Origin of the sequence: Myroides albus, assembly GCF_024722315.1 — a bacterium.
Lineage (GTDB): Bacteria > Bacteroidota > Bacteroidia > Flavobacteriales > Flavobacteriaceae > Flavobacterium > Flavobacterium album_A.
In genome coordinates, this window is record NZ_CP102754.1 from 2,379,046 (window position 1) to 2,405,560 (window position 26,515).

24 protein-coding genes, 2 tRNA genes and 1 pseudogene are annotated in these 26,515 nt (G+C 34.2%); 19 read left to right on the plus strand and 8 right to left on the minus strand.

What is annotated here, in order from left to right; translation table 11 throughout:
• Positions 1-8 precede the first annotated feature (8 nt).
• Complete coding sequence (locus NWE55_RS10825) at positions 9-521, plus strand: metallophosphoesterase family protein (protein ID WP_160339043.1); 513 nt, start codon at positions 9-11, stop codon at positions 519-521.
• Between the two features lie 41 nt (positions 522-562).
• Here the strand turns inward: NWE55_RS10825 and NWE55_RS10830 are convergent, their stop codons facing one another.
• Entirely contained in the window at positions 563-979 is a 417-nt protein-coding gene (locus tag NWE55_RS10830) for a DUF4293 domain-containing protein (RefSeq protein WP_155092163.1), read from the minus strand.
• A gap of 192 nt (positions 980-1,171) precedes the next feature.
• On the opposite strand from NWE55_RS10830, the gene rho reads away from it, so the two are divergent.
• The 10 genes and pseudogenes from rho (at position 1,172) to NWE55_RS10880 (ending at position 10,313) form a co-directional block, all read left to right on the plus strand.
• Positions 1,172-3,079, plus strand: a complete 1,908-nt coding sequence (gene rho / locus NWE55_RS10835; protein ID WP_160339044.1) for a transcription termination factor Rho — start codon at positions 1,172-1,174, stop codon at positions 3,077-3,079.
• A gap of 166 nt (positions 3,080-3,245) precedes the next feature.
• Positions 3,246-3,578 carry a hypothetical protein gene (locus NWE55_RS10840; protein ID WP_155092165.1) on the plus strand — a complete coding sequence of 111 codons (333 nt, stop codon included), beginning with the start codon at positions 3,246-3,248 and terminating at the stop codon, positions 3,576-3,578.
• Between the two features lie 176 nt (positions 3,579-3,754).
• A tRNA-Arg gene (locus tag NWE55_RS10845) sits at positions 3,755-3,828 on the plus strand.
• Between the two features lie 30 nt (positions 3,829-3,858).
• Positions 3,859-3,932, plus strand: a tRNA-Arg gene (locus tag NWE55_RS10850).
• A 65-nt stretch (positions 3,933-3,997) separates the two neighbouring features.
• The gene (locus NWE55_RS10855) at positions 3,998-4,504 is read left to right on the plus strand and encodes a hypothetical protein (protein ID WP_160339045.1); all 507 of its coding nucleotides are present in this window, start codon (positions 3,998-4,000) and stop codon (positions 4,502-4,504) included.
• 101 nt (positions 4,505-4,605) lie between these two features.
• On the plus strand, positions 4,606-5,295 hold the full coding sequence (locus tag NWE55_RS10860; protein WP_155092167.1) for an ABC transporter ATP-binding protein: 690 nt from the start codon (positions 4,606-4,608) through the stop codon (positions 5,293-5,295).
• 57 nt (positions 5,296-5,352) lie between these two features.
• Positions 5,353-5,928 carry a cob(I)yrinic acid a,c-diamide adenosyltransferase gene (locus NWE55_RS10865; RefSeq protein ID WP_155092168.1) on the plus strand — a complete coding sequence of 192 codons (576 nt, stop codon included), beginning with the start codon at positions 5,353-5,355 and terminating at the stop codon, positions 5,926-5,928.
• A 133-nt stretch (positions 5,929-6,061) separates the two neighbouring features.
• Positions 6,062-6,283: a DUF2795 domain-containing protein gene (locus NWE55_RS10870; RefSeq protein WP_002986941.1), complete on the plus strand. Its 222-nt coding sequence runs from the start codon at positions 6,062-6,064 to the stop codon at positions 6,281-6,283.
• Positions 6,284-6,378: 95 nt separating this feature from the next.
• Positions 6,379-9,447, plus strand: a pseudogene (secA, locus tag NWE55_RS10875) (preprotein translocase subunit SecA); the annotation flags it as partial.
• Positions 9,448-9,671: 224 nt separating this feature from the next.
• Positions 9,672-10,313, plus strand: coding sequence for a DedA family protein (locus NWE55_RS10880; RefSeq protein WP_155092170.1), 642 nt, complete (start codon positions 9,672-9,674; stop codon positions 10,311-10,313).
• A gap of 89 nt (positions 10,314-10,402) precedes the next feature.
• Here the strand turns inward: NWE55_RS10880 and NWE55_RS10885 are convergent, their stop codons facing one another.
• The 4 genes from NWE55_RS10885 to NWE55_RS10900 all read right to left on the minus strand — a co-directional run bounded on the left by NWE55_RS10885 (position 10,403) and on the right by NWE55_RS10900 (position 13,823).
• Positions 10,403-11,482: a peptidylprolyl isomerase gene (locus tag NWE55_RS10885; protein WP_155092171.1), complete on the minus strand. Its 1,080-nt coding sequence runs from the start codon at positions 11,480-11,482 to the stop codon at positions 10,403-10,405.
• A gap of 8 nt (positions 11,483-11,490) precedes the next feature.
• Complete coding sequence (gene gldI, locus NWE55_RS10890; protein ID WP_155092172.1) at positions 11,491-12,036, minus strand: gliding motility-associated peptidyl-prolyl isomerase GldI; 546 nt, start codon at positions 12,034-12,036, stop codon at positions 11,491-11,493.
• Complete coding sequence (locus NWE55_RS10895) at positions 12,029-13,051, minus strand: DHH family phosphoesterase (RefSeq protein WP_155092173.1); 1,023 nt, start codon at positions 13,049-13,051, stop codon at positions 12,029-12,031. The genes gldI and NWE55_RS10895 overlap by 8 nt, the downstream gene beginning before the upstream one ends.
• A gap of 88 nt (positions 13,052-13,139) precedes the next feature.
• Positions 13,140-13,823 (minus strand): Crp/Fnr family transcriptional regulator, encoded by a 684-nt coding sequence (locus NWE55_RS10900; RefSeq protein ID WP_155092174.1) that lies wholly within the window; start codon positions 13,821-13,823, stop codon positions 13,140-13,142.
• 116 nt (positions 13,824-13,939) lie between these two features.
• Here NWE55_RS10900 and NWE55_RS10905 point away from each other — a divergent pair, with 116 nt between their 5' ends.
• From NWE55_RS10905 to NWE55_RS10940, 8 genes are all read left to right on the plus strand, one after another.
• Positions 13,940-16,342 carry a heavy metal translocating P-type ATPase gene (locus NWE55_RS10905; protein WP_258204058.1) on the plus strand — a complete coding sequence of 801 codons (2,403 nt, stop codon included), beginning with the start codon at positions 13,940-13,942 and terminating at the stop codon, positions 16,340-16,342.
• 62 nt (positions 16,343-16,404) lie between these two features.
• Positions 16,405-16,626: a cbb3-type cytochrome oxidase assembly protein CcoS gene (ccoS, locus tag NWE55_RS10910; RefSeq protein ID WP_155092176.1), complete on the plus strand. Its 222-nt coding sequence runs from the start codon at positions 16,405-16,407 to the stop codon at positions 16,624-16,626.
• Between the two features lie 6 nt (positions 16,627-16,632).
• On the plus strand, positions 16,633-18,813 hold the full coding sequence (gene ccoN / locus NWE55_RS10915; RefSeq protein ID WP_155092177.1) for a cytochrome-c oxidase, cbb3-type subunit I: 2,181 nt from the start codon (positions 16,633-16,635) through the stop codon (positions 18,811-18,813).
• Between the two features lie 18 nt (positions 18,814-18,831).
• Positions 18,832-19,038 carry a CcoQ/FixQ family Cbb3-type cytochrome c oxidase assembly chaperone gene (locus tag NWE55_RS10920; RefSeq protein ID WP_155092178.1) on the plus strand — a complete coding sequence of 69 codons (207 nt, stop codon included), beginning with the start codon at positions 18,832-18,834 and terminating at the stop codon, positions 19,036-19,038.
• Positions 19,035-20,030, plus strand: coding sequence for a cbb3-type cytochrome c oxidase N-terminal domain-containing protein (locus NWE55_RS10925; RefSeq protein ID WP_155092179.1), 996 nt, complete (start codon positions 19,035-19,037; stop codon positions 20,028-20,030). Before NWE55_RS10920 ends, NWE55_RS10925 begins: the two co-directional genes overlap by 4 nt.
• Before the next feature lie 176 nt (positions 20,031-20,206).
• Entirely contained in the window at positions 20,207-21,628 is a 1,422-nt protein-coding gene (gene ccoG, locus NWE55_RS10930; protein ID WP_155092180.1) for a cytochrome c oxidase accessory protein CcoG, read from the plus strand.
• A gap of 20 nt (positions 21,629-21,648) precedes the next feature.
• The gene (locus NWE55_RS10935) at positions 21,649-22,119 is read left to right on the plus strand and encodes a FixH family protein (RefSeq protein ID WP_155092181.1); all 471 of its coding nucleotides are present in this window, start codon (positions 21,649-21,651) and stop codon (positions 22,117-22,119) included.
• Positions 22,120-22,142: 23 nt separating this feature from the next.
• A complete protein-coding gene (locus tag NWE55_RS10940; protein WP_160339303.1) occupies positions 22,143-22,838 on the plus strand; it encodes a sulfite exporter TauE/SafE family protein in 696 nt (231 codons plus the stop codon).
• A gap of 731 nt (positions 22,839-23,569) precedes the next feature.
• Here NWE55_RS10940 and NWE55_RS10945 read toward each other — a convergent pair.
• The 3 genes from NWE55_RS10945 to dapB are packed head-to-tail and all read right to left on the minus strand — an operon-like array spanning position 23,570 to position 26,504.
• The gene (locus NWE55_RS10945) at positions 23,570-24,193 is read right to left on the minus strand and encodes a WbqC family protein (protein ID WP_155092182.1); all 624 of its coding nucleotides are present in this window, start codon (positions 24,191-24,193) and stop codon (positions 23,570-23,572) included.
• A 13-nt stretch (positions 24,194-24,206) separates the two neighbouring features.
• On the minus strand, positions 24,207-25,772 hold the full coding sequence (gene lepB / locus NWE55_RS10950; protein ID WP_155092183.1) for a signal peptidase I: 1,566 nt from the start codon (positions 25,770-25,772) through the stop codon (positions 24,207-24,209).
• Between the two features lie 24 nt (positions 25,773-25,796).
• A complete protein-coding gene (gene dapB, locus NWE55_RS10955) occupies positions 25,797-26,504 on the minus strand; it encodes a 4-hydroxy-tetrahydrodipicolinate reductase (RefSeq protein WP_155092184.1) in 708 nt (235 codons plus the stop codon).
• Between the last annotated feature and the right edge of the window lie 11 nt (positions 26,505-26,515).

The following is a 26,515-nucleotide window of genomic DNA, read 5'->3' on the forward strand; positions in this document are numbered from 1 at the left end:
TAATAAAGGTGAAAAAAATATTATTATTATCAGATACACATAGTTGTGTGGATGAGCATATTTTGAAGTATGTGAGAGAAGCTGATGAGGTTTGGCATGCAGGTGATATAGGTGACCTGTCAGTCACTGATGCAATCAAAGCGCTAAAGCCATTAAAAGGAGTCTATGGCAATATAGATGACAAAGAAGCAAGGCTTGAATTTCCAGAAGAAAACATCTTTGATTGTGAGGGCATGAAGGTGTATATGATTCACATTGGAGGGTATCCTGGGAAGTATCGATCAAATGTAAAGGCGACTATTATGCGTGAGAAGCCAGATATCTATATTTGTGGACATTCACATATCTTAAAAGTGCAATATGATCAGATGTACCAAGTGTTGCATATGAATCCAGGTGCGGCGGGAATAAGTGGTTTTCATCAAGTAAGGACGATGTTGCGTTTTGAAATTGACAAAGGGAAAATTAGCAATTTAGAAATTGTAGAATGGCCTAAAAACAAAAAAGCCGAACTTCTTTAAGTTCGGCTTTTTTAACGCACTAATAAACTAAGATGTTAGGTTTATCGTAAGCGATCTACAGATTTTACAAGATCTTCATCCTTCTTGATGGCTCTGTTGGCTAATACAAGCAACAGGATAGAAACAATAGGGAGGAACATCCCAATACCTTTCTCTGAAATAGCTTCTGCTACTTCTCCAGATACAGTTAGAGAGCGGAATACAAATAATCCTAATAGTAAAACGTTTAATATCATATTAAGTCGATTCATCATGAATTGACGTTTTCTATTTTTATAACCAAGTAAGCTGATGATACTCAAAGCAGCACTAATCCCAAAAAGGATTGCCGTGATAGGGCTGTGTCCAACCATTATCGTTTCATTTAGGCCGTTTGTCCATAATGGAATGAATAATGATAAGATTCCCATTATAACAAAAACAAGTAATAAATAAATGCTTTGAATTCTTTGTATCATAACTTTGTCCGCTTAGGAATTACAAAAATAACGTTTCTTTTTTATTAAAACCTATTGTTTTTTAAAATTAATTCGTAATATTGCATTAGTTCTGCCGTAAGTTCTTCATAATACGGCAATTCTATGAATAAAATTTCCATTCTTATTTAAAGAACACAACTCAATTTATTTTTATAATCTATAAACATTTATATGTTTGACATTTCCGAATTACAAAAGTTGAAGGTTTCAGAACTTCAAGACATTGTTAAAAAATTCAATATTGCAGGTACTTCTGGTTTAAAAAAAGATTTACTAATCGGGAAGATTCTTGAGCATCAAACTACAAATGCTCCAAAAGAAAAAGCAACCGCATCAAAAAGTGAGGCTTCAAAAGTCACAGAGAAAAAAGCAATTAAGAAAGAGAATAATGAAGGAGTAGCAGATAAGGTTAAAGAATCTGTGAAAGCTGCAATGAAGGTAGTAGTTGCAAAAGAGAAGGAACAAGTAAAAGAAAAAGGCAAAAGACCTCGTATAGAATCTACACCGAAAGTTGAAGCTAATGCTGGACAAGTTGCAGAGGCTACAACTCAAGCTGATAACAGAGGAGATGGGCAGCAGCGCAAGAAAGTAGCTGAGACAAGAGAAGGAAATTCTGATTCTCTGAAAGAGAAAACAGGAGAGAATAGAAATCAGCCTAAGGAAAACAGAAGGGACTTTGGAAAGAAAAAAGGGGACAATCGCGATAATCGTAGAGATAATCAAAGACGCGATAATCGTCCACAAAACCAGTCTAATCAAGCTACTTCAAAAGAGAGTGAGTCAACTCAAATAGAAACTACTTCAAAAGAAACTTTTGTATCAAACGAGAATGTTCAAGCTCAAAGTCATGTAGATGCTGGAGTTGAACAAGAACAAAAGAAACAAAATACCAATCAAAATAAGAACAATCAGCAAAACCACAACAATAACAAAAAGAATAATTACAGAGAACCGGATTATGAGTTTGATGGAATTATTGAGAGTGAAGGGGTGTTAGAAATGATGCCTGATGGTTATGGATTTTTGCGTTCAGCTGATTATAACTATTTATCGTCACCTGATGATATCTACTTATCACAATCCCAAATTAGATTATTTGGTCTAAAAACAGGAGATACTGTTAAAGGTGTAGTTCGCCCTCCGAAAGAAGGAGAGAAGTTTTTCCCACTGGTAAAAGTTGTAAAAATTAACGGACATGATCCTCAAGCTGTTCGAGATAGAGTATCGTTTGAGCACTTAACTCCGCTATTTCCAGATGAAAAATTCAATCTGGATGCAAAGCGCAGTACGGTATCTACTCGTCTTATGGATATGTTTTCACCTATTGGTAAAGGGCAACGTGGTATGATCGTAGCTCAACCAAAAACAGGTAAGACTATGTTGTTAAAAGACGTGGCAAATGCCATTGCGGCCAATCACCCTGAAGCGTATCTAATCGTTCTTTTAATTGACGAACGTCCAGAGGAGGTAACAGATATGCAACGCAGTGTAAATGCAGAGGTAATTGCCTCTACATTTGATGAGCCAGCAGAACGCCATGTGAAAGTAGCTAATATCGTTTTAGAAAAAGCTAAGCGATTAGTAGAATGTGGTCATGATGTAGTGATACTTTTAGACTCTATTACACGTTTGGCAAGGGCTTATAATACTGTTCAGCCAGCTTCTGGTAAAGTGTTGAGTGGAGGGGTAGATGCCAACGCTCTACAAAAGCCAAAACGCTTCTTTGGAGCTGCTCGTAATATTGAGAACGGTGGTTCATTGAGTATTATAGCAACTGCTTTAGTTGATACGGGATCTAAAATGGATGAGGTTATCTTTGAAGAATTTAAAGGAACGGGTAATATGGAGTTGCAGTTGGATCGCAAGCTTGCAAATAAGCGCATTTTCCCTGCGATTGACATTACTTCTTCTTCTACGCGTAGAGATGACTTGTTATTAGAACCAGGTGCACTACAACGCTTATGGGCTGTTAGAAAGTATATTGATGATATGAACTCGGTCGAAGCGATGACATCTATTATTGACAATGTGAAGAAAACAGATAATAATGAAGAATTCCTAAAAACATTGAACGGATAATTCATTATACATCATATGAATAAAGAGAGAATAAATACAAGTGTGTTTATTCTCTCTTTTTGTATAATAGATATTTAATTTTTTAGATGGAATGTTAAAAAACTTTTGTGTCTTTATATAATTTGAGTAATTTCGATGCTATAATGAGAGAATAAGAAGCGAAGAAATGAATGATATCATTGTGTTTATTGGGGTTGTTTTGATTGCTTTTTTTGTTGTCAAGAGGTTTGTTACTATTAAGCGATTTAATAGTACAGAGGAGTATTTAGAATATAAGAAGGAGAAGGAGGAGGAGGATTTTTTGGAAGATGATGAAGAATGGGACGATGAATTAATCGATAAGAAGAGTTTTAATTTTCTATTTGTCGGTGCTATTGCAACCATTTTATTTTTGTTTTTTGGTTTATTTACGGGAAATACCATTTACTTCATCTTAATTTTATTTGTGATCACTGCTATTTTGTATTTGTACTATATGCCACCGAGCAATAAGTTTTAAGTTGTTTGGGATTTTTGATTGTGTTAAAAACAATAAAAACTATTTTTTTTTAAATTTATAAAATATTTAAAGTGAGAGTTTTAAAGGAATGAGAAGGAAATACTTTATATTTTTTTAGATTTATAGTTTGTATTTATAGAATAACGTTATATATTTGCACTCGCAATTAAGCAATAGGCCATGTGGCGCAACTGAATAGCGCATCTGATTACGGCTCAGAAGGTTGCAGGTTTGAATCCTGCCATGGTCACAAAATTTAGTGAATAATATAAAATATTTCGGCCACGTGGCGCAACTGAATAGCGCATCTGATTACGGCTCAGAAGGTTGCAGGTTTGAATCCTGCCGTGGTCACGAAAAGCTCCTTTCTTAGGAGCTTTTTTTATTTCTATACTTTTGTTTAAAATTAATCAGGAGGTATGACAAGTAAAGAAAGTTATTTTAGTTTTTGGAAAAAATCCACCAATGAACACGGTGTCCATTCCCCTTTTGTGTTTTGTCTGTTGACAAAGGGATTGTATCCTAAAGATAATAGATGGCGTAAGTTCAAGAAGCGTCATGTTTTCTTTGATCGTATTTACCGTTATTTTAAACCCTCGACTTTGACTTATATTAATCCTACTTCGGATATTCTCGAAAGAGGTTATGAATATGTTGACTTTGCCTCTGTTCAAGGGAAGGTTGATTTAATTTTTATCGGACAAGGTAAGGGAGGAACTTCGATTTCTGATAGTTGTATCATTGATGCAATGCACAATGATTCTATTTTGATTATTGATAGGAGAGTAGATTGTGAAAGCACTGAGAAGTTGTGGAAAAGTATAGTAGAGGATGACAACTTCACTGTTACAATAGACTTTTACTATTTCGGTTTAGCATTTATAAGAAAAGAGCAGTTAAAACAGCACTTTGTACTTCGCATGTGATTTTTTACGCGATATATAGCGATAGTGTAGTTAAGGTTTCTTATTTTTATTACTTGTATGAATACTTGTGACAAGTAACAAGGCTTTAGCTATTTTAGTTTATGACAGAATACATTATCGATATTAAAGAAATAAAGCGCAATTTCAAACTTGGATCTGAAACCGTAAAAGTGCTAAAGGGAGTTAATCTTCAGATTAAACGAGGAGATTATGTCGCTTTGATGGGGCCTTCGGGATCAGGCAAGTCTACTTTGATGAATATCTTAGGTTGTCTTGATACTCCAACTTCAGGAGAATATACACTCAATGGCAAAGATGTAAGCTCGTTGGACGATGATCAATTAGCTGATATTAGGAATAAAGATATTGGCTTTGTCTTTCAAACCTTTAATTTACTGCCTCGTACCACTTCATTGGACAATGTGGCTTTGCCAATGGTCTATGCTGGAAAGTCAAAAGAAGAGCGATATGAACGCGCAAAAGAAGTACTGGGACAAGTAGGATTGGGCGATCGTATGGATCACCATTCGAATCAACTTTCAGGAGGGCAAAGACAGCGTGTAGCAGTTGCGAGGGCTTTGGTTAATCACCCCGCTATTATTTTAGCAGATGAACCTACGGGTAATTTAGATACGAAAACGTCAATTGAGATTATGAATCTTTTTGACGAGATTCATTCAAAGGGCAATACCGTAATTTTAGTAACCCATGAGGAGGATATTGCTGCTCATGCACATCGTATCATTCGCCTAAGAGATGGTTTAATTGAAAGTGATGACCGCATTAAATAGTTTTTTATTGTTAACTTGTACAGTTATTAAAAGATTAGACAACCCACAAATATATTTATGAAAGTATATACTAAAACAGGAGATAAAGGTACAACTGCACTTTTTGGTGGCACAAGAGTACCGAAACACCATATTAGAATAGAGAGTTACGGAACTGTAGACGAATTAAATTCACATATTGGTTTAATTCGCGATCAAGAGATGAATCAGTTGTACAAAGAAGTGTTGATAGAGATCCAAGATCGCTTATTCACAGTAGGGGCTATATTAGCTACTGATCCAGATAAAGCCATATTGAAGAACGGCAAGGAAAGATTGAATATTCCAAAGATATCAGAGGAAGATATAGCCTTGTTAGAGAATGAGATTGACAGAATGGAAGAATCTTTGCCTCCAATGACACATTTTGTTTTGCCAGGTGGGCATACTACGGTGTCATATTGTCATATAGCAAGATGTGTGTGTCGTAGAGCTGAGCGTTTGTCAGTACATTTGAATGAAATAGAAGCCGTAGATGAGTCAGTTTTGAAATACTTAAACCGACTTTCTGACTACCTTTTTGTGTTGGCACGAAAGTTGACTTTTGATTTACACGCGGAAGAAGTGAAGTGGATACCGAGAAAACAAGGTTAAAAGTTTTTTAAATATTCATAAAATAGCTTGAAAAAGCAGTTACGTTCTTATTATTGGATGAAATAAAATAAAAAACGCTTGTTAATTTCATAATAAAATTTATTTTTGCATTAAAATTAAAAACGGATTAGAGATGTATTGGACATTAGAATTAGCATCTTATTTAAGTGATGCACCTTGGCCGGCAACAAAGGATGAGCTTATTGACTATGCAATTAGAACAGGTGCTCCTCTAGAGGTAGTTGAAAATCTACAATCCATCGAGGATGAAGGTGAAATCTATGAGTCGATGGAAGAAATTTGGCCAGACTATCCAACTGACGAAGATTACCTTTGGAACGAGGATGAGTACTAGGAAAAAATAATAAAAATGAAAAAAGCCTCAGTCAAGGCTTTTTTTTTGTTTAAACTTAGAAACTGAAAGTTATAATATTATAAACTATATAATTTATGAGTCTTATAAATACTATATTAAAGGTTTTTGTAGGTGATAAATCGGAGAGAGATATCAAAGCTATAAAGCCTATAATAGAAAAAATAAAAACCTACGAAGGTAGTTTAGCGAGCTTGTCGAATGATGAGCTAAGAGCTAAAACCATTTATTTTAAAGATATTATTCAGCAATCTCGTGCTGATCAAGATGCTAAGATTGCATCTTATCGCGAAGAGATTGAGAAGACACAAGATATCGATGCAAGAGAGTCTATTTATGCAAATATTGACTCATTAGAGAAAGAAGCATACAACAATACAGAAAAAGTATTGCTTGATATTTTGCCAGAGGCTTTTGCAGTAGTGAAAGAAACAGCACGTCGTTTCAAAGAAAACGAAGTGATTGAAGTAACTGCAACAGAGCAAGACAGAGAATTTGCATTGAGTAAAGAATATGTTACTATCGAAGGGGATAAGGCATATTGGGCAAATTCATGGAGTGCAGCTGGAAAGCAAGTTACTTGGGATATGATCCACTACGACGTTCAGTTAATTGGTGGTATTGTACTTCACGAGGGTAAAATTGCTGAGATGCAGACAGGGGAAGGTAAGACATTAGTAGCAACTTCTCCATTGTATTTGAATGCGCTTACAGGAAAAGGTGTACACCTTGTAACTGTGAATGACTACCTTGCTAAAAGGGATAGCCAGTGGAAAGCTCCTTTGTTTGAGTTCCACGGTATGACAGTGGATTGTATCGATAATCACCAACCTAACTCTCCAGGAAGACGCGCTGCTTATGCTGCGGATATTACTTATGGAACTAATAATGAGTTTGGTTTCGATTACCTTAGAGATAATATGGCACATACGCCAGACGAATTGGTACAAAGAGCTCATAACTTTGCTATTGTCGATGAGGTTGACTCGGTTTTAATTGACGATGCAAGAACGCCTTTGATTATTTCTGGACCTGTTCCTCAAGGAGATCGCCATGAGTTCAATGAACTTAAACCTGCAGTAGCTGGTTTGGTTGAGATTCAAAGAAAATTAGCAAATGGTTATTTAGCTGAAGCTCGTAAATTAATTCGCGAAGGAAATACAAAAGAGGGTGGATTTTTATTGTTGAGATCTTACCGCAGTTTACCTAAGAATAAGGCTTTAATCAAGTTTTTGAGTGAAGAAGGAGTTAAGCAAATTCTTCAGAAAACAGAAAACCATTATATGCAAGATAACAATAGAGAAATGCACGTTGTAGACGAGGCTCTATACTTTGTTATCGAAGAAAAGAATAATTCTGTTCAGTTGACTGATAATGGAATTAAATACTTATCTCAAGGAGGTGACGAAACTTTCTTTGTTCTTCCAGATATTGGAACTGAGATTGCAAAAATTGAAGCTTTAAAACTATCTAAAGAAGAAGAGGCAGAAGCTAAGGATAAATTATTTCAAGACTTTGGTGTAAAATCAGAGCGTATCCATACGTTAAGTCAGTTACTAAAAGCGTATACTTTGTTTGAAAAAGACACAGAGTATGTGGTAATGGATAATAAGATTATGATTGTTGACGAGCAAACGGGACGTATCATGGATGGTCGTCGTTACTCGGACGGGTTACACCAAGCTATTGAAGCAAAAGAAAATGTGAAAATTGAAGCGGCTACACAAACGTTTGCTACAATCACACTTCAAAACTACTTCCGTATGTACAATAAATTAGCAGGTATGACTGGTACGGCTACAACGGAGGCAGGAGAGTTTCTACAGATCTATAAGTTAGATGTAGTGGAAATTCCTACCAATAGAGGAATCGCTCGTGATGATAAAGAAGATAAGATTTACCGTTCAGTACGTGAGAAATTCAAAGCAGTCATTGACGATGTTGTTAAGTTATCACAAGAGGGAAGACCAGTACTTATTGGTACAACTTCAGTTGAGATTTCAGAGCTTTTAAGTAGATCTCTTAAGATGCGTGGAATTCAACACAATGTATTGAATGCAAAGTTACACAAGCAAGAGGCGCAAATTGTAGAAGAAGCAGGAAAACCTGGAATTGTTACAATTGCAACGAATATGGCAGGTCGTGGTACGGATATTAAATTATCACAAGAAGTTAAAGACCGTGGAGGTTTGGCAATTATTGGTACAGAGCGACATGATTCACGTCGTGTAGACCGTCAGTTAAGAGGTCGTGCAGGACGTCAAGGTGATCCAGGTAGTTCTCAGTTCTATGTGTCATTAGAAGATAATTTAATGCGTCTTTTCGGTTCAGAAAGAGTGGCTAAGATTATGGATAGAATGGGATTAGAGGATGGAGAAGTTATCCAACACTCTATGATGACCAAGTCAATCGAACGCGCACAGAAGAAAGTAGAGGAGAATAACTTCGGTATTCGTAAGCGTTTGTTAGAGTATGATGACGTGATGAATGCACAGCGTGAGGTTATCTATAAAAGAAGAAAGCACGCTTTATTCGGTGAGCGCTTAAAAGTAGATATTGCCAATATGATGTATGACTTATGTGAGCGTATCGTTGAGTCTAACAAAATGGCTAATGACTATAAAAACTTTGAGTTAGATATTATTCGCAACTTTGGAATTAATACCGTAGTTTCAGAAGATGATTTTAATAAATTAGATTTTGTAGCTATCGCGAACAAACAATACGATATTGTGTTTACAGCTTATCGTGATAAGTCTGCACGTAGTGCTGCTGAAGCTTTCAAAGTGATTAAGAACGTTTATGAGAATAACAGTGGAAGCTTTGAACGCATCGTTGTGCCATTTACAGATGGTATTAAGACTATCAACGTTGTAACTAATTTAGAAAAGGCTTATCAAACTGAAGGAGCTTCGTTAATTGAGGATTTTGAAAAGAATATTACTTTGACAATCTTAGATGAAGCATGGAAGAAACATTTGAGAAAAATGGATGAGCTTAAACAATCTGTGCAGTTAGCAGTACACGAGCAAAAAGACCCATTGTTGATCTATAAATTTGAGGCATTCGAATTGTTTAGAAAGACAATTGGAGAAATTGACTCTGAAGTTACTACTTTCTTGACAAGAGCAGATTTACCTGTTCAACAAGTACCAGAAGAAGGTGGTCAAGTAAATGCTTAAATTTGAATTTTAATTGTTTTTCTATTATAGAAAGTAAGAGAGGTAAAGTAATTTACCTCTTTTTTATTTTATATATTATACTATAAGGCTTTTCAAGAGTTTTTTTGTTATTGTTTTGTGAAATTTGTTAAGAGAGAAATAGAGATATTTATCTTTGAAAGAAACAGAAAACACTTTTATGTAATCTTATGGAATTATTAGATTATCTTTTGCATATAGACAAGTATCTGCACTTGTTTATAGAACAGTATGGTACTTGGATTTACGTTATCTTATTTCTTATTGTCTTTGTTGAAACTGGCTTGGTTGTAATGCCTTTTCTACCGGGGGATTCTCTGTTATTTGCAACAGGAATGCTCATTGCTCAATCAGATGAATTGAGTATTACGCTGGCTATTATTATCTTGTTAGTGGCAGCTATTGGAGGGGATTCATTGAATTATCTGATAGGTAATAAAGTCGGTATGCGCTTGACAAGAGTAAAACTTTTTGGTAAGCAAATTATTAAAGAAGAACACCTTGATAAAACACATTCTTTTTATGAGAAGTATGGTGAACGAACTATTGTTATCTCTCGTTTTATCCCTATTGTACGTACTTTAGCGCCTTTTGTAGCAGGTGTTGGAAAGATGAAGTATTCTGTCTTTATGACTTATAATGTGATAGGGGGCTTGATTTGGGTATTAAGTTTAACTTTGGCAGGTTATTTCTTAGGTAATATTCCGTTTGTACAGGAGCATTTCTCAAAGATTGTCTTGTTGATAATAGTGGTGTCAGTCTTGCCAATTGTTTACGAATTTTTGAAAGTGAAATTGAGTAAAAAAGCATAAATAGTTTCTCTAAGTAAGTTTTAGTTACTTGGGAAATAAAAAAGGTTAGCTTATTTTAAGCTAACCTTTTTCTATTTTATATCGCGATGTTATTTTACCAATTCTAACTCAAAAACTAAGTCAGTATTTGGAGGAATAACTCCACCAGCACCTCTTTCTCCATAACCTAAATGGGAAGGGATAAAGATTACTGCTTTGTCGCCTATTTTCATTTGTTCAAAACCTTCTATGAAACCAGGTAATAGTCCTGTTTTAGTACCATATTTGAATGGAATAGGGATATATTGATTATAAGCAGCTCTTTGTGCATCGTGTATGTCAAATTTTTCAGCTAATTCTTCAACACTTGTATCGAATAGGGTTCCATTTTCAAAGAAACCTGCGTAATGCACAGCTATTTGATTGCCAATATTTGGTTTTTTTGCTCCCTCTTTAGTTTCAGTGATCACATATAGTAACCCAGAATCAGTTTTTTTAGCTTGTGCTTTTAGAGTAGCAAATTTGTCTGCGTATTCCTTTTGAACTGCTGCTAACTTTTCTTCTTTTTCTTTTTTCGCTTTAGATTCGTTCTCTGAGTATTCTTTAAAAACTTTTTCTGCATTAAACTTCTTAGCTGCTTTACCAACTCTTAAGATTTTTACAGATTCAATTTTATCTTTTTCTTGGATTTGGTTTACGATATCCATTCCTTTTACAGTATAACCAAAAACGCTATGGCGATTATCTAAAAACTGTGTTTCTTTATGAGTAATGAAGAATTGGCTTCCGTTTGTAAAAGGACCGCTATTAGCCATAGATACAGTTCCAGGTTTATCGTGGCTTAAAGTTGGGTCAAACTCATCTTTAAATACATACCCTGGACCGCCAGCACCATTTCCATCAGGATCTCCTCCTTGGATAACAAAATCCGCTACTACGCGGTGGAAAGTCAATCCGTCATAGAATGGTTTCCCTTTGAACTTTTTATCCACTAATGGATTTGTTCCTTCAGCTAAGCTCACAAAATTAGCTACTGTAATAGGTGCCTTTTCGTACTCAAGCTCAATCACGATGTGTCCTTTGTTGGTTTTTATATCAGCATAAAGACCATCTGGTAAGTCGCTTTTCTGAGAAGTACATGAAGCAAAGACAGCTACAAGACTTAAAAATAGACTAGTCATATTTTTCATATTTAATTTTATTTTTCTATTGATTTTAATTCGATTACAAATATTAACGGTTGATTCTTTTGGATTTTGTCTTTATCTCCTAAGTAGCTATAGGCTAAAGAAGAAGGGGTTAAAACCTTTAAAATTTCCTTTTGCTTCATCAGCTTTAAGCTTTGTCGTAAAATCGGTAGTAATTCATCTTGATCTACTGTGTATTCAATGTTGCCAATTTCACTTTTGTCGTAAATCAGGCTGTCATTCATACTTTTGACTTCATAGGTAAAGATCAATTTATCGCCTTTTTGAGGGAGGATAGAGTCTTTGATCTGTCTGTTCTGATAAGCGTACCAAAAGCCGTTTTTAGAATTTAAAAACTGTTGATCTTTATTTGATGAAATGTAATGCGAAAGAACTGCTTCTTCACTTTCCAATAGATTTTTATTTCTGTCTATTGAGTTATCTATAACAGTACTTCTTTTTTCGCTAATAGGCTTTCTCGCTTGTTCTTGTTGAAAGCAAGCGGTTAGCGTGAATAGAGAAAGTAAGCAAAAAGCAAATTTTAAAGTCTTAATCATAAAACTCATTTTTATGTTTTGAAACAATATCTTTAAAATAATCAATTGTGTCTGCTAAGGATTTGGTTGATTTTCCACCAGCAGCATTAACGTGACCACCTCCTTCAAAATAGGCTCTTGCAAGCTTATTGACATCAAAGTTGCCCTGTGATCTAAAGGAAATTTTAATTATGTTTTCTTCCGTTCTTTCGATAAAGAAGGCTGTGAAATCAATGCCTTTAATACTTAAACCATAATTGACTAAACCTTCCGTATCGCCCTTTTCGTGCTGGAATTCTTTTAGGTCACTATCTTTTAGAAAGATAAAGGAAGTGTTGTACTCTGGTAATACTATCAGGTTTTGAAGCGCTCTTCCCATTAACTGTAGTTTATTATAACTACTGTTGTCAAAAAGATTATTGTGAATTTGAGGGTTGTCAATTCCCTTTTCAATTAAATCTGCAATAGCTCTATGCGTAGCCGCATTTGTTTTTGGAAAGCGAAAAGAGCCAGAATCGGTCACTATACCTGTGTAGATACACGTAGCAGCATCTTTGCTTATGTATTTGGCAAAGTCTAATTTGCTAAGTATAGTGTATAGTAATTCACAAGTAGAGCCAAATTCAGGATGAGAGAAAGTTAGTTCTGCATAATCGCCAGGCATTTGGTGGTGGTCGATCATGATAAATGGCTTGTCGATGTTTGACAAGTATTTCTCCATTTCATCTCCAGTTCTCAGTAGAACATTAAAATCTAAGGTAAAGATATAGTCAGCAGCTTGCATAAGCTTTGAGGCTTTATCTTTGTGGTATTCAAAGTTTACAATGCTATTTGTACCAGGCATCCAAGAAAGGAAGTTTGGAAAATCATTAGGCGTTATAACAGTTGCTTTTTTATTTAATTTAGTAAGTACATGGTATAGTCCAAGAGTTGAACCAATAGCATCTCCATCAGGATTGCGGTGAGGAATTATTACAAAGTTATTTCCAGAGGCAATAATAGATTTTAATGCTTCTAATTTATTTTCATTTATCATGATATGTGATACAAATTTGGATGCTAAAATAAGGCATATTTATATTAAAATCATAATAAACGACCGTTAAATAAAGTAAAGAGTGTAATTATTGTGCTAAATTTTTAAGTTCAGCTTTGTCAACTAAAATTATCTTTTTACCAGATAATTGAATAATTCCTTCTTTCTTTAAGTCAGATAAAAGTCTGATACAACTTTCTGTTGCAGTACCCACCATATTCGCAAGGTCTTCACGCGACAGTTGAATATTTAAAGATTTAGTCTCAGGATCAACACCACCAAGTTCTTCAAGTTTCAGTAGCATAATAGCTAATCGCTCTTTTACAGTTTTATGGGTGTGATCTGCAAGGCCTTTGTCGGCATCTTTTAAGTGATTACAGATATCCCTTGTTACTAATAGAGAGAACTTGTTGTTGTCAGAGAAGTAGTCTAACATTTCTTTCTTAGGGATAAAACAAACCTGCATATCTTCTAATGCAGTAGCAGTAAGATTTGAAGTTTCTTCATTGATAATTGATCTCTGACCAAGTAATTCACCGCTTTTCGCTAACTTAATAATTGTGTCTTTTCCGTTAGAATTCAATTTGGTTAACTTACAGAAACCTGATTTAACACAATATACTCCATTTAGGTTATCACCTTCCAAAAAGAGAATTTCACCCTTTCTTACAATGAAATGGGTTTTTGTTTCAGAAATAGTTTCAAGCTCATCTCGAGTTAAAGCTTTTAAAGAACTAAATTCCCTTATAATACATTGCTCACATCTGCTCATAAATTTTTTTATATCTGTTAAAATATTATACAAAGATAGGTTTTTTTTATGATAAATATCATATATTCTACTAATATAAACTTTGAAATTTGTATAAGGTAAAATGAGCAAATATTATGGGTAAAAAAGGATGTTATCACTGTGGTAATGAGGTAACTACTTTTAATCGAATCGATTTTGATGGAAAAGAGTTTTGTTGTAATGGATGTAAAACAGTATATGAAATTTTCAGTGAAAATGACTTGAACTGCTATTACGACATGCAACAATCGCCAGGAGCAACCCCAGAAGAAGCAAATGGCAAGTATGATTTTCTTGATAAAACAGAGATTATTAGTAAGTTACTCGAGTTTGACGAAGGAGAAACTTCAATTGTTTCTCTTTATATTCCACATATTCATTGTAGTTCTTGTATTTGGATTTTGGAGAACTTGAATAAACTAAATCAAGGGGTCTATCGCGTTTTAGTTAATTTCCCTGAAAAGAAGGCAACTATCACGTTTAATAAGCAAAAGACGACTTTAAAAGAGATTGTATTATTGCTTAATAAAATAGGTTATGAACCTTATATTAGTTTAAAGAACTATGATGATAAACCACAAAATGTTGACCGTAGTTTAATATATAAAATCGGAATTGCATTTTTTGCTTTTGGCAACGTTATGATGTTGTCATTTCCGGAATATTTTAACATAGATGACGTTTGGATGCGTCAGTATAAAGATTTCTTTCGTTGGTTGATATTGATCATTTCTCTTCCTGTTTTCTTTTATTCCGCTTCTCCTTATCATATAGCAGCTTGGAAGGGAATTAAATCTAAGAATTACACGATTGACATTCCCATGGCTCTCGGTATTATCGTTATGTTTATTCGCAGTACTGTAGATATCGTATTCGATTTAGGGCCAGGATTTTTTGACAGTATGACCATGTTGGTGTTCTTTATGTTATTAGGGAAACTATTCCAACAAAGAACCTATAATTTCCTTTCTTTTGAACGCGATTATAAATCGTATTTTCCCATTGCTATTACCAAATTGGGAAGTGATAATGTAGAAGAGCCTATCCAAATTTACGATGTAGAAAAAGGCGATCGTCTTCTCATTAGAAATCAAGAATTGTTACCTGTTGACTCTATATTAATTTCTGAATCAGCTTTCATCGACTATAGTTTTGTGACGGGAGAGGCTGTTCCAGTTGAAAAGAAATCTGGAGATAAATTGTTTGCAGGTGGAAAACAAGTGGGAGATGTAATAGAGGTAGAGGTTGTTAATTCTGTTTCTCAAAGTTACTTAACTCAACTGTGGAGTAACGATGTATTTCAAAAGAAAGTAGATATGAAATACAAGACGATTACAGATACTATTAGTCACTATTTTACGCCTGTACTATTGACTATTTCTATCTTGGGGTTTGTCGGTTGGTCGATTGTTGATCTTAATAGTGCTTTCAATGTATTTACTGCTATTTTAATTGTCGCTTGTCCTTGTGCTTTAGCCTTGACTGCTCCATTTACTTTGGGAAATGCAATTCGAATATTGGGTAGAAAAAAGTTTTACTTAAAGAATGTGACTGTTGTCGAGCAAATGGCAAAAGTAAATACTGTTGTCTTTGATAAAACGGGAACTATTACTACAAATGCAACTTCGACTATTCAGTACGTAGGTAGTGATCTTACACGAGAAGAACAGAGTGATATTCGCAATATTATTAGGGGGTCAAATCACCCTTTAAGTAGAAAATTATATAGCTTTTTAAAGACGAAGGTTATTGCTAAACCTGAGCGGTTTGAAGAAATACCAGGTTTGGGATTAAATGGTACAATTAACAGTAAAAATTACTTAATAGGTTCACCTAAACTCGTCGGTATACATGATGACAAAGTAATCAACGAAACTGCAGTACACATCCAGGTTGACGGTAAGTATAAGGGGAAATTTATATTTGCTAACCACTATAGAGAAGGTGTAATTGATTTGTTTGAAAGTTTAGACAAGTCAGGTTATAAATTAGTTATTCTATCGGGAGATAACGATGGGGAAGCTGTTGTGTTAAGAGAATTGTTACCTGAGAGTACTGTTTTAGCATTTAATCAGAAGCCAGAAGAAAAGTTAGAATATGTGAAGTCTTTACAAGAAGAAGGTGGAAATGTTATGATGGTAGGAGATGGTTTGAATGATGCTGGAGCTTTGGCTCAAAGTAATGTAGGGGTGTCCATTTCTGAGAATGTTAATGTTTTTACACCTGCAAGTGATGCGATTTTAGATGCTCATATGTTCTCATATTTAGATAATTTTCTTAAATACTCGATTAATTCTGTTAAAATTATTAAATTAAGTTATATATTAGCATTAACGTATAATGTTATTGGTATAACGGTTTGTTTGTTTAACAAAATGTCGCCGTTAGTTGCAGCAATTATAATGCCTGCAAGTACGATATCAATCATCAGTTTCGTGACGATTATGACTAATTATTTTGCGAGAAAAAATCTTAATGAGGATCATATAAATCGATAAACTGACGATTATCATATTTTACCAATTTCGATAATGTTAATTTTGACATATAATTTTTAGGTATGAGTGTTATATATTTCTTAATTAGTATCAGTGTAGTTGTAGCTGGCATTTTTCTGTACTTGTTCATCAAGTCAGTGAAGAATGGGCAGTTCGACGATGCTTATACACCTTCGGTACGCATGCTGTTTGACGATGAGATAAAGGTTAGCGATAAAGAGCCTTCGTCCCAAAAATCAAATAAAGAGAGTTTAAATAAAAATCAAAGAGAAAATCAAATATAAACAACTATGGAAGTGCAACAATTTTACTATGACAACAAAATTGTAAAGAAATTCCTTTATGCATCAATATTCTTTGGTGCGGTAGGTATGCTTGTAGGTTTACTATTAGCGGTAATGTTTATATTTCCTAACATAACTGACGGTATTTCGTGGTTAAGTTTCGGGAGATTAAGACCATTACACACCAACGCTGTAATTTTTGCGTTTGTTGGTAACGCTATTTTTGGAGGAATCTATTATTCTTTACAAAGATTATGTAAAGCCAGAATGTACAGTGATTTTTTAAGTAATCTTCACTTTTACGGATGGCAATTAATTTTAATTGGAGCTGTGATTACGTTACCATTAGGTTTCACAACTTCAAAAGAGTATGCCGAATTAGAGTGGCCAATTGATATTGCAATTGCATTAATCTGGGTAACTTTCGGTGTAAACATGATTATGACAATCATCAAAAGAAGAGAGCGTCATATTTATGTAGCAATATGGTTCTACTTAGCAACGTTTGTGACAGTAGCTGTATTACACATTTTTAACTCATTAGAGTTACCAGTAAGTGGATTGAAATCTTATTCAGTTTACGCAGGGGTACAAGATGCATTAGTACAATGGTGGTACGGGCATAATGCGGTAGCATTCTTCTTAACAACACCTTTCTTAGGGTTGATGTACTACTATTTACCTAAAGCGGCTAATAGACCAGTTTATTCATATAGACTTTCTATTATTCACTTCTGGTCATTAATCTTCTTATACATTTGGGCTGGACCTCACCACTTGTTGTATTCTGCTTTACCAGAATGGGCACAAAACTTAGGAGTTGTGTTCTCTGTAATGTTGATTGCGCCATCTTGGGGAGGTATGATCAACGGTTTATTAACACTTCGTGGTGTTTGGGATAAAGTTAGAGTTGAGCCAGTATTGAAATTCTTCGTTGTAGGTATTACTGGTTATGGTATGGCTACATTTGAAGGACCAATGTTATCGTTGAAAAACGTAAATGCTATCGCTCACTATACTGACTGGATCGTAGCTCACGTTCACGTTGGTGCATTAGCTTGGAATGGATTTATGACATTTGGTATGGTGTACTGGTTAATCCCACGTATGGTTAAAACTGAATTGTTCTCTAAATCGTTAGCAAACTTCCACTTCTGGATTGGTACTTTAGGTATTATTTTATACACAATTCCGTTATATGTTGCAGGTTTCTCTCAACACTTGATGTGGAAAGACTTCAACCCTGATGGAACTTTAATGTATGGTAACTTCTTAGAAACTGTTACTGCTATTATGCCGATGTATATTATGCGTGCAATTGGTGGTACATTATATTTAGCAGGGGTATTCGTGTTAATTTACAATATCGCTAGAACTGTTTCTGCTGGTCAAAAAGTTGAAGATGAATTAGCTGAAGCACCTGCGTTACAAAGAATTTCTTCTGGTAGATTAAAAGGAGAAGGATGGCACGCTCATTTAGAGAGAAGACCTGTTCAATTTACTATTCTTACTACGGTAGTTATTCTTATTGGTGGTATGGTTCAAATTTTACCAACAATATTTGTAAAATCTAATATTCCAACTATTACAAGTGTAAAACCTTATACACCATTAGAGTTAGAAGGTCGTGATTTGTATATTAGAGAAGGATGTGTTGGATGTCACTCTCAAATGGTACGTCCGTTCCGTTCAGAAGTTGAACGTTATGGTCAGTATTCAAAATCAGGAGAATATGTTTACGATCACCCATTCTTATGGGGTTCAAAAAGAACTGGTCCAGATTTATTTAGAGTAGGTGGTAAATATTCAGACAGCTGGCATTACAACCACATGTTTGACCCTCAATCTACATCTCCAAACTCTATCATGCCAGGTTATAAATGGTTATTTAGAAATGAAGCAGCGGATTATTCTAAGATTGAGAAGAAAATGAGTGTAATGAGAACATTAGGTGTTCCTTATACTGATGAAGATATTGCAAATGCTAAGGAGAGTATTGCTGATCAAGCTGAATTGATAGCTCTAAACTTAGAGAGTGATCCAGATTATATTAAGTCTTATAAACAAAGTATAGAACGTGCTGAAGCTAAAGGCGAAACGTTTGTGCCAATGAGTGATAGAGAAATCGTTGCTTTAATTGCATACTTACAGAGATTAGGAACTGATATTAAAAAAGTAGAAGAATAATTTATTAAGTGAATCAATATGCTAAAGTTCATTAAACATACTATGGAAACAATAGGAGGAGTAGAAGTATTTCCAATTATTTCCTTAATTATTTTCTTTACCTTCTTTGTTGGGCTTTTTGTATGGGTAATTACCTACAAAAAGGAAACCATTCAAGAATTGAGCAATATGCCATTCATGGATGATGAAGAGCATAATGTTGATCCTAATTCAGAAAAATTATGAAAAAATATTTTCCAGTATATGTACGAGTACCACTACTATTTGGGTTGTTTTTCCTTTTAGTAGAATGGTTAGTAGGCGGAGAAGGTGAAAAACCAGCCTTTATGGAGTACCCACAGGTACTAATCTTATTAGGTTTGTTCTTGTTCGCTTTAATTGCAGTTGAGATTGTAGTAGCGTCTACAAATAAGATTTTAGATAGATTAATGACTCCAGAAGAGCGAGTGGCAGAAAAAAACAAGCGTTTTTCTGATCTTCCTTGGGTTAAAAGCTTAATGAGCAAATTAACTAAAACTAAGGGAATCCAAGAAGAATCTGATGTAATGATGGATCACGATTATGATGGTATTAAAGAGTTAGATAACGAGTTACCACCATGGTGGGTTGGGTTATTCTACGTTACGATCATATTCTCTGTAATCTATTTGTTGAGATTCCACGTGTTTGACGGAGATAATCAAATTGTTGAATATGAAAAGTCAGTAGCTGAAGCTCAATTGCAAATTGAGGAGTATAAGAAAACTGCTCCTGATATGTTAACAGCTGATGATGCAAAATACTTGACTGATGAAGCTGATTTAGCTGCTGGTAAAAAGCTGTTTGATGCCAACTGTATGGCTTGTCACAAGCTTGATGGTGGTGGTTCTATTGGGCCTAACTTGACAGATGATCATTGGATTTTAGGTGGTGGTGTGAAAAATATTTTCCATACTATTTCTGAAGGAGGTCGTCCTGGTAAAGGAATGGTGCCTTGGAAGAATAACTTCAAACCTTCTGAAATCGAGAAGTTAGCTTCTTATGTAATTTCATTAAACGGAACTAATCCTGCTGATGCAAAAGGTCCTGAAGGTGATATTATTTGGTCTAAAGCTGATTTAGAAGGTGGTGAGGCTACTCCTGCTGAAGAAAGTGCACCTGTATCAGATGTGGCTCCTGAATCAGGTGAGACAAGTGAATCAGAAGTTGTTGCTCCTGAAGCGGATAGCGAGGAGTAATAATTAATAAAAATTCTTCATGCTTACTAGCGACAACTATTTAGTAATGAAGATGGTATAGTTATTAGATTATACATTTTTGTAGCTTTTTTTATAAAAGCTATAAACTAACAATAAAAACATAAAAGCAGAGTAGGTGGTACTCATTTGCTCTGCTTTTTTTAAAACACTACACTATGGCTACAATGAAAGACGAAAGTTTCCGTGACTCCATTGGAACAATCGATAAAGATGGTAAGAGAGCTTGGATATTTCCTAAAAAGCCTTCAGGACCATTTTATGACAAGAGAAAAATTGTAAGTTATTTGCTTATTGCTTTCTTGTTTGCGGCTCCTTTTATAAAAGTTAATGGTAATCAGTTTTTACTATTCAACGTAATTGATAGAAAGTTTAATATTTTTGGTTTTCCTTTCTGGCCACAAGATTTTTATTTAGTGGTTATTTCCTTAGTTATTGGGGTTGTTTTCGTAACTTTATTTACAGTATCATTCGGTCGTATTTTCTGTGGTTGGATATGTCCACAAACGATCTTCATGGAGATGGTTTTTAGACGTATTGAATACTGGATTGACGGTGATAGAGGTGCTCAAGCTAGACTTCGAAAACAAAACTGGAATGGTGAGAAAATTAGAAAGAGACTTTTAAAATGGTTTATTTTCTTTATCATATCATTTATTATTGCAAACATCTTTTTATCCTACATTATTGGAAGTGACGTTGTAATTCAAATGATGAAAGATGGCCCAGCTTTACACTTAGGTAAGTTTGTAGGACTACTAATCTTTACTGGTGCATTTTACTTCATCTTTGCTTGGTTTAGAGAGCAGGTTTGTGTGATTGCTTGTCCTTATGGGCGTTTACAAGGTGTGCTTTTAGATAATAAGTCAATTATTGTGGCTTATGATTATGTGAGAGGTGAGGGAACTAATGGTAGAGCTAAGTTTAAGAAAGATATTGATAGAGAGGCTCAAGGATTTGGTGACTGTATTGATTGTAAACAATGTGTGAATGTTTGTCCTACTGGTATAGATATTCGTAATGGTACTCAATTAGAGTGTGTGAACTGTACTGCATGTATTGACGAATGTGATCACATGATGGAATCAGTTGGCTTGCCAAAAGGATTAATTAGATATGCTTCAGAGAGTGAAATCTCTGAGAATAAAAAGACGAAGTTTACAGCTCGTCAAAAAGGGTATACTGCTGTATTATTTATTTTAATTAGTGTCTTAGTAGGATTATTGTTCTTGCGTACTGATATAGAAGCTACCATTCTACGTGTAGCTGGACAGACATATCAACACCAGGGTGATCAAGTTACTAATTTGTATACTTATAAGGTAGTTAATAAAACGATGAAAGACTTCGACAATATTACTTTCAAAGTTGTAGATCCTGAAAGTGGTTCTGTTCAACTTATTAGTAAAGATATTATTAGTGTTAAGAAGGAAGGCTATGCAGAAGGATCTTTATTTGTTAGGATTCCAGAACTTGTATTAGAGAGTCATCGTACTAAGATTAAAATTGAAGTGTATGATGGAGATAAATTGATTCATACTACTTCTACCAACTTCTTAGGCCCAAGAATTATGGAATAATATTAATAAAATTTATAGGTATGAAATTCAATTTTGGAACAGGAATCGTTATTGCGATGGGTATATTCATGATATTCATTTTGCAGTACGTCATTAGAGTTCAGTTAGATAGCAAATACGATAATCAGTTAGTGACTGAGAATTATTATCAACAAGAGATAGAGGTTGATGGTAAAGCTGAAAGAGAACTTAATGCTAAGAAACTAAAAACACCTTTGAAATTGTCAATTACAGATGATAAGGAGATTTTAGTTGTATTTCCAAAAGAATTTGATTACTCAAATATAAAAGGTAAAATATCTCTATATCGACCGTCTGACCAGACATTAGACTTTGACATTCCAATATCATTGTCTTCTTCCAATTTGCTCATACCTAACACAAAGCTGGGATCGGGCGGTCGTTGGGATATTTCTATTGAATGGGAATATAAAGGAACTTCTTATAGAAATTTAGGAAGTTTGAATTTGAACGATAAAGTAGTAAAGTAGTAGTTATAATTGATTAGCTTGTGATTTTAACAGGATTGATATTTGGATTAGTAAGTAGTTTACACTGTATTGGTATGTGCGGTCCAATTGCATTAATGTTACCTGTTTCTAAAGATAATCAAGCGAAAAAAGTTATGCAGATATTGACCTATCACTTAGGTCGTATATCTGCATACTCTATTTTAGGACTTGTCTTTGGTGTTTTTGGCAAAGGTTTATTCTTAGCAGGTTTACAACAACAAATGTCTATTGTTGTTGGGATTCTTATGATTGCTTTTGTTTTAATACCTCAGAGTAAATTAGGTAAACTGAATTTTATGATGCCTTTTTACAAATTTGTTAGTAAGATTCAGCGCTCTTTAGGTAATCAGTTCAAGAAGCAAACTACTGCCTCTCTTTATACAATTGGTTTCTTTAATGGGTTTTTACCTTGTGGAATGGTTTATGTAGCTCTTTTTGGAGCTTTAGCAACCCAAAGCCTACTTTATGGAACTTTGTATATGGCTTTGTTTGGCGTAGGAACTATTCCTTTGATGAGTATGATGATTTATGTTAGGGAAATGTTTTCGGTCAAAGTTCGAAGTGCAATTATGAAGTATTACCCTATCGTTATTGTTATTTTTGGGATGCTATTTATCGTTAGAGGATTAGGATTAGACATTCCTTTTCTTTCTCCAGATACATTGAATTTGTTTGTAAAAGCTGACGCTACATGTTAGAGTTGTGTTAAAATATGTGACTTTATTATAAAGCATTGTCTAAAGTATAGAACAAAGAAAATAAGAATATGCTATGAAAAGGATTTATTGAATTTGTTCTAATGCTATGAAAAGAAAAAGATAAAAAAAGTAGATCTATTTGATCTACTTTTTTTATTTGTCCTAATCTGAAATTATTTGTGACTTTTTTTAAATAGGTTGTCTAAAGAACAGAACAGAGAATGAACTAATATGCTATGAAAAAGAGTTTGATAATTTTGTTCAATTACTTAGTGATAAATCACTTAGTAGTAGCTATGAAAAGAAAAAGTAAAAAAAGTAGGTCTTTGACCTACTTTTTTTATTTTCTGAATATTCGTACTTGCTGATAAAGTTTTTTTGGATCAGTGACAAAAGTTGGGGATTGAGTAAAATCTTAGAGTATTTAGTAGCACTTTATTAATGACGTTATCTGTGCCCGAGTTAATACTTATGCTTATCGAATTGTCTACTGACTTTTAATTTACTTGTATTGCTCTGCTATATACTGTAATTAAATCTTTTCTATCTATACCTATATTTTTTAAAAATATAAATTTTATTGTGACTTTTTAACTACTTAGTTGTCTTAATGTTGAGTAAGATTCTAAATAGCTTGTGTACTATTACATCTATTTACAATAAGGGGAATTATTCTTATTCAAAACACTATGACAAAAAAAGGTAAGCTAATAGCTTACCTTTTTTCATTACTATTTTAGAGATTGAGTTTTTAAATAATCTATAGCATGTCTACCCTCGTTAAAAAGGAGGTCTAGTATACTAAGGTTATTTATAAATCCTTCTTTTTCTTCAAATACTTGCGTATAAGGCTCGAATTCATTCACATCTTTTTTTCCATTCGCTAGTGCTCTTAAATCCAGTATATCTGTATGTGAATAGTCCTTGTGAAATTCAATCGTTTTTTCAAAAGGGAGTTCTATTCCCAAGCAAGATGTTATTACTTCGTGTATCTTGAAGTTTAAATCAAGCATGTATTTTTGTTTTTCTTCGAATAGAGGCCTTAAATCATCTTCAAAGAACTCAAAGTAAGGAGAAGTTCTGTAAGCAGCTTCTAAGCTCTTAAAATGCTGTTTCTGCCATCCAAAAGCATCTTCTATTACTACATCTTTAAACTTCTGGTGAAGTTCATTACTGTGCTTAATTGGTATATTCAACATCTGTATTCCATTGGCACTATAGATGTACATTCTATTTCTATTCGTTTGTTTTTGAAAATTATCTTCTACTTCAAATAGTATCTTTTCAGATTGCAACATAGCAACAAAGTGACTAATTGATGGAAAATAAGTAGGGTGAATAACTATATTATTCATTACTATTATTTAATTATAAATTCTTTTTCTTTTTTCTACTTCTGTAAGTGCTATATCCAATGTATCCAATTAAAAGCACTACAAAATATGGGAAGTATGAGATTTTTTCTCCATTTCCATTAACAGTTGTAAACATTCTGTCCCAGCGTATTTTATCAAGTGCTTTAGACCAAGGAACGTTTGGGTCTAAACTCATCCAAATAAATACGGGCTTACCAACAATATGATCTTCTGGTACAAATCCCCAAAATCTACTGTCCTCTGAGTTATCTCTATTATCTCCCATCATATAATAATAATCTTGCTTGAATGTATAAGAGTTTGTTTGAACTCCATTGATTAAGAAATGATTATTACTATATTCTAATGTGTTGTTTTCGTATTTAGTGATAACGCGTTTGTAAAGAGGAATGTTATCTTCCGTTAAGGTGATTGTTTCTCCTTTTGCAGGGATGTGTATAGGGCCAAGGTTATTTGTTGTCCACTTTGGTTGATTATGTGGGAAGATATATCCAGGTATAGCTTGATCAGGAAAGCGGTGAACTGCTTTTACTGCACTAAATGTTTTGATATACTCAACTGCCTCATCAGTCAAAGCTGGGAAAATAAACAATGTCTTTGGTGCATTATTGGCTTGAGAAGGCATTTCTGTTATATCAAACTTTTTCACAACTGACATAACATCAAATGGACGACCATCTGTTTCTACAACATAAGCAAATTGAATTTTAGCTCTGTCGTTTAGTTTTAATTGTTCCCCGTTGATAAATACATATCCATTCTTTATTTCTAAGTTTTCTCCTGGCAAACCGACAGCTCTTTTGACATAGTTTGTTTTTTTGTCTATTGGTTTATCTATAGCAGGTCTTCTCAACGGATCTCTAAAAGTATATACAGTATCTGTAGGCCAGTTAAATACAACAATATCATTGTGTTGTACTTTTTGAAAACCTGGTAGTCTAAAGTATGGTAAATGAGGTTTAGTTAAGTATGATTTCTTTTTGACAAAAGGCAATGTATCATGAGCCATTGGCAATGCAACAGTTGTCATAGGAGTACGTGCTCCGTAATGAAATTTACTAACAAATAAAAAATCACCAACTAATAAAGTTTTTTCTAATGAAGAAGATGGAATAGTGTAGGGCTGTATTGCATAGGTGTGTATTATTGTTGCTACAACTACTGCAAACAAAACAGAACTCATAGTTTCACCTGCTTCAGATGCTGCCTTAATGCTTCTATCTTTAATGTGTTGAACATCTGTGGCATAATTGATATAGTAGATGTAGAAGCCTAAAGTAAGCACTACTAAAATCGTGTCAATAGTAGAGTTTTTTCCAAAACTTCTAATGGTTTCCACCCAAATTACGGGAAACATAATTAAGTTAACTATAGGAATAAATAGCAGTATAACCCACCAACCTGGGCGATTGATAATACGCATTAGCAATACAGCATTGTAAATAGGTATTATTGCCTGCCAAGGTTTGTATCCTGCTTTAATATATAGTTTCCATGTTCCTGCAAAGTGAATTACTTGAACAAGTAGAAAAAATAAGAACCATTGCATCATTGTCATAATCTCTATGTTTAGTAGGTTTATTTAGTTGTCATTTAAGTTTAATACATCTCTCATTGTAAAAACACCTTTTTTACCAAGAATCCATTCCGCCGCAACTACTGCTCCAAGGGCAAAACCTTCTCTTGAATGTGCTGTGTGTTTTATTTCAATTTGATCAATGGATGAATCATAAAAAACGCTATGTGTACCAGGCACGCTATCTTGGCGTATAGCATCGATATGAATCTCGTTTTCCTTTGGTTGATCCAATGTCCACTTGTTGTAAGCAGAATTTTCGATAATGCCATTAGCTAAGGAAATAGCTGTTCCACTTGGTGCATCAAGTTTTTGTGTATGGTGAATTTCCTCCATAGAAACATTGTATTCCTTGAGTTGACTCATCATTTTAGCAAGGTATTCATTCAATTTGAAGAAAACGTTCACTCCTAAGCTAAAATTAGAACCATATAAGAATGCACCACCTTTTAATTGATTATACGCTACAATGTCATCATATTGCTCCAGCCAACCTGTGGTTCCACTTATAATGGGAACATGGTAGTCTATTGCAGATTTTATATTAACAACAGCAGAGGTAGGAATGCTAAAATCAATTGCTACATCAGCTTTTTCTAATCCTTCAAATGAATTTTCGCTTCCTTTTCTAAGTACAATTTCATGTCCTCTTTCTAAGGCGATACGCTCAATTATTTTACCCATTTTACCGTAGCCTAATAACGCTATTTTCATAATAAAAGTAT

Coding starts and splice junctions, on each gene's coding strand:
- NWE55_RS10830 (WP_155092163.1), bottom strand. CDS start 979: ATGATACAAAGAATTCAAAGCATTTATTTATTACTTGTTTTTGTTATA.
- rho (WP_160339044.1), top strand. CDS start 1,172: ATGTTTGACATTTCCGAATTACAAAAGTTGAAGGTTTCAGAACTTCAA.
- NWE55_RS10840 (WP_155092165.1), top strand. CDS start 3,246: ATGAATGATATCATTGTGTTTATTGGGGTTGTTTTGATTGCTTTTTTT.
- NWE55_RS10855 (WP_160339045.1), top strand. CDS start 3,998: ATGACAAGTAAAGAAAGTTATTTTAGTTTTTGGAAAAAATCCACCAAT.
- NWE55_RS10860 (WP_155092167.1), top strand. CDS start 4,606: ATGACAGAATACATTATCGATATTAAAGAAATAAAGCGCAATTTCAAA.
- NWE55_RS10865 (WP_155092168.1), top strand. CDS start 5,353: ATGAAAGTATATACTAAAACAGGAGATAAAGGTACAACTGCACTTTTT.
- NWE55_RS10870 (WP_002986941.1), top strand. CDS start 6,062: ATGTATTGGACATTAGAATTAGCATCTTATTTAAGTGATGCACCTTGG.
- NWE55_RS10880 (WP_155092170.1), top strand. CDS start 9,672: ATGGAATTATTAGATTATCTTTTGCATATAGACAAGTATCTGCACTTG.
- NWE55_RS10885 (WP_155092171.1), bottom strand. CDS start 11,482: ATGAAAAATATGACTAGTCTATTTTTAAGTCTTGTAGCTGTCTTTGCT.
- gldI (WP_155092172.1), bottom strand. CDS start 12,036: ATGATTAAGACTTTAAAATTTGCTTTTTGCTTACTTTCTCTATTCACG.
- NWE55_RS10895 (WP_155092173.1), bottom strand. CDS start 13,051: ATGATAAATGAAAATAAATTAGAAGCATTAAAATCTATTATTGCCTCT.
- NWE55_RS10900 (WP_155092174.1), bottom strand. CDS start 13,823: ATGAGCAGATGTGAGCAATGTATTATAAGGGAATTTAGTTCTTTAAAA.
- NWE55_RS10905 (WP_258204058.1), top strand. CDS start 13,940: ATGGGTAAAAAAGGATGTTATCACTGTGGTAATGAGGTAACTACTTTT.
- ccoS (WP_155092176.1), top strand. CDS start 16,405: ATGAGTGTTATATATTTCTTAATTAGTATCAGTGTAGTTGTAGCTGGC.
- ccoN (WP_155092177.1), top strand. CDS start 16,633: ATGGAAGTGCAACAATTTTACTATGACAACAAAATTGTAAAGAAATTC.
- NWE55_RS10920 (WP_155092178.1), top strand. CDS start 18,832: ATGCTAAAGTTCATTAAACATACTATGGAAACAATAGGAGGAGTAGAA.
- NWE55_RS10925 (WP_155092179.1), top strand. CDS start 19,035: ATGAAAAAATATTTTCCAGTATATGTACGAGTACCACTACTATTTGGG.
- ccoG (WP_155092180.1), top strand. CDS start 20,207: ATGGCTACAATGAAAGACGAAAGTTTCCGTGACTCCATTGGAACAATC.
- NWE55_RS10935 (WP_155092181.1), top strand. CDS start 21,649: ATGAAATTCAATTTTGGAACAGGAATCGTTATTGCGATGGGTATATTC.
- NWE55_RS10945 (WP_155092182.1), bottom strand. CDS start 24,193: ATGAATAATATAGTTATTCACCCTACTTATTTTCCATCAATTAGTCAC.
- lepB (WP_155092183.1), bottom strand. CDS start 25,772: ATGACAATGATGCAATGGTTCTTATTTTTTCTACTTGTTCAAGTAATT.
- dapB (WP_155092184.1), bottom strand. CDS start 26,504: ATGAAAATAGCGTTATTAGGCTACGGTAAAATGGGTAAAATAATTGAG.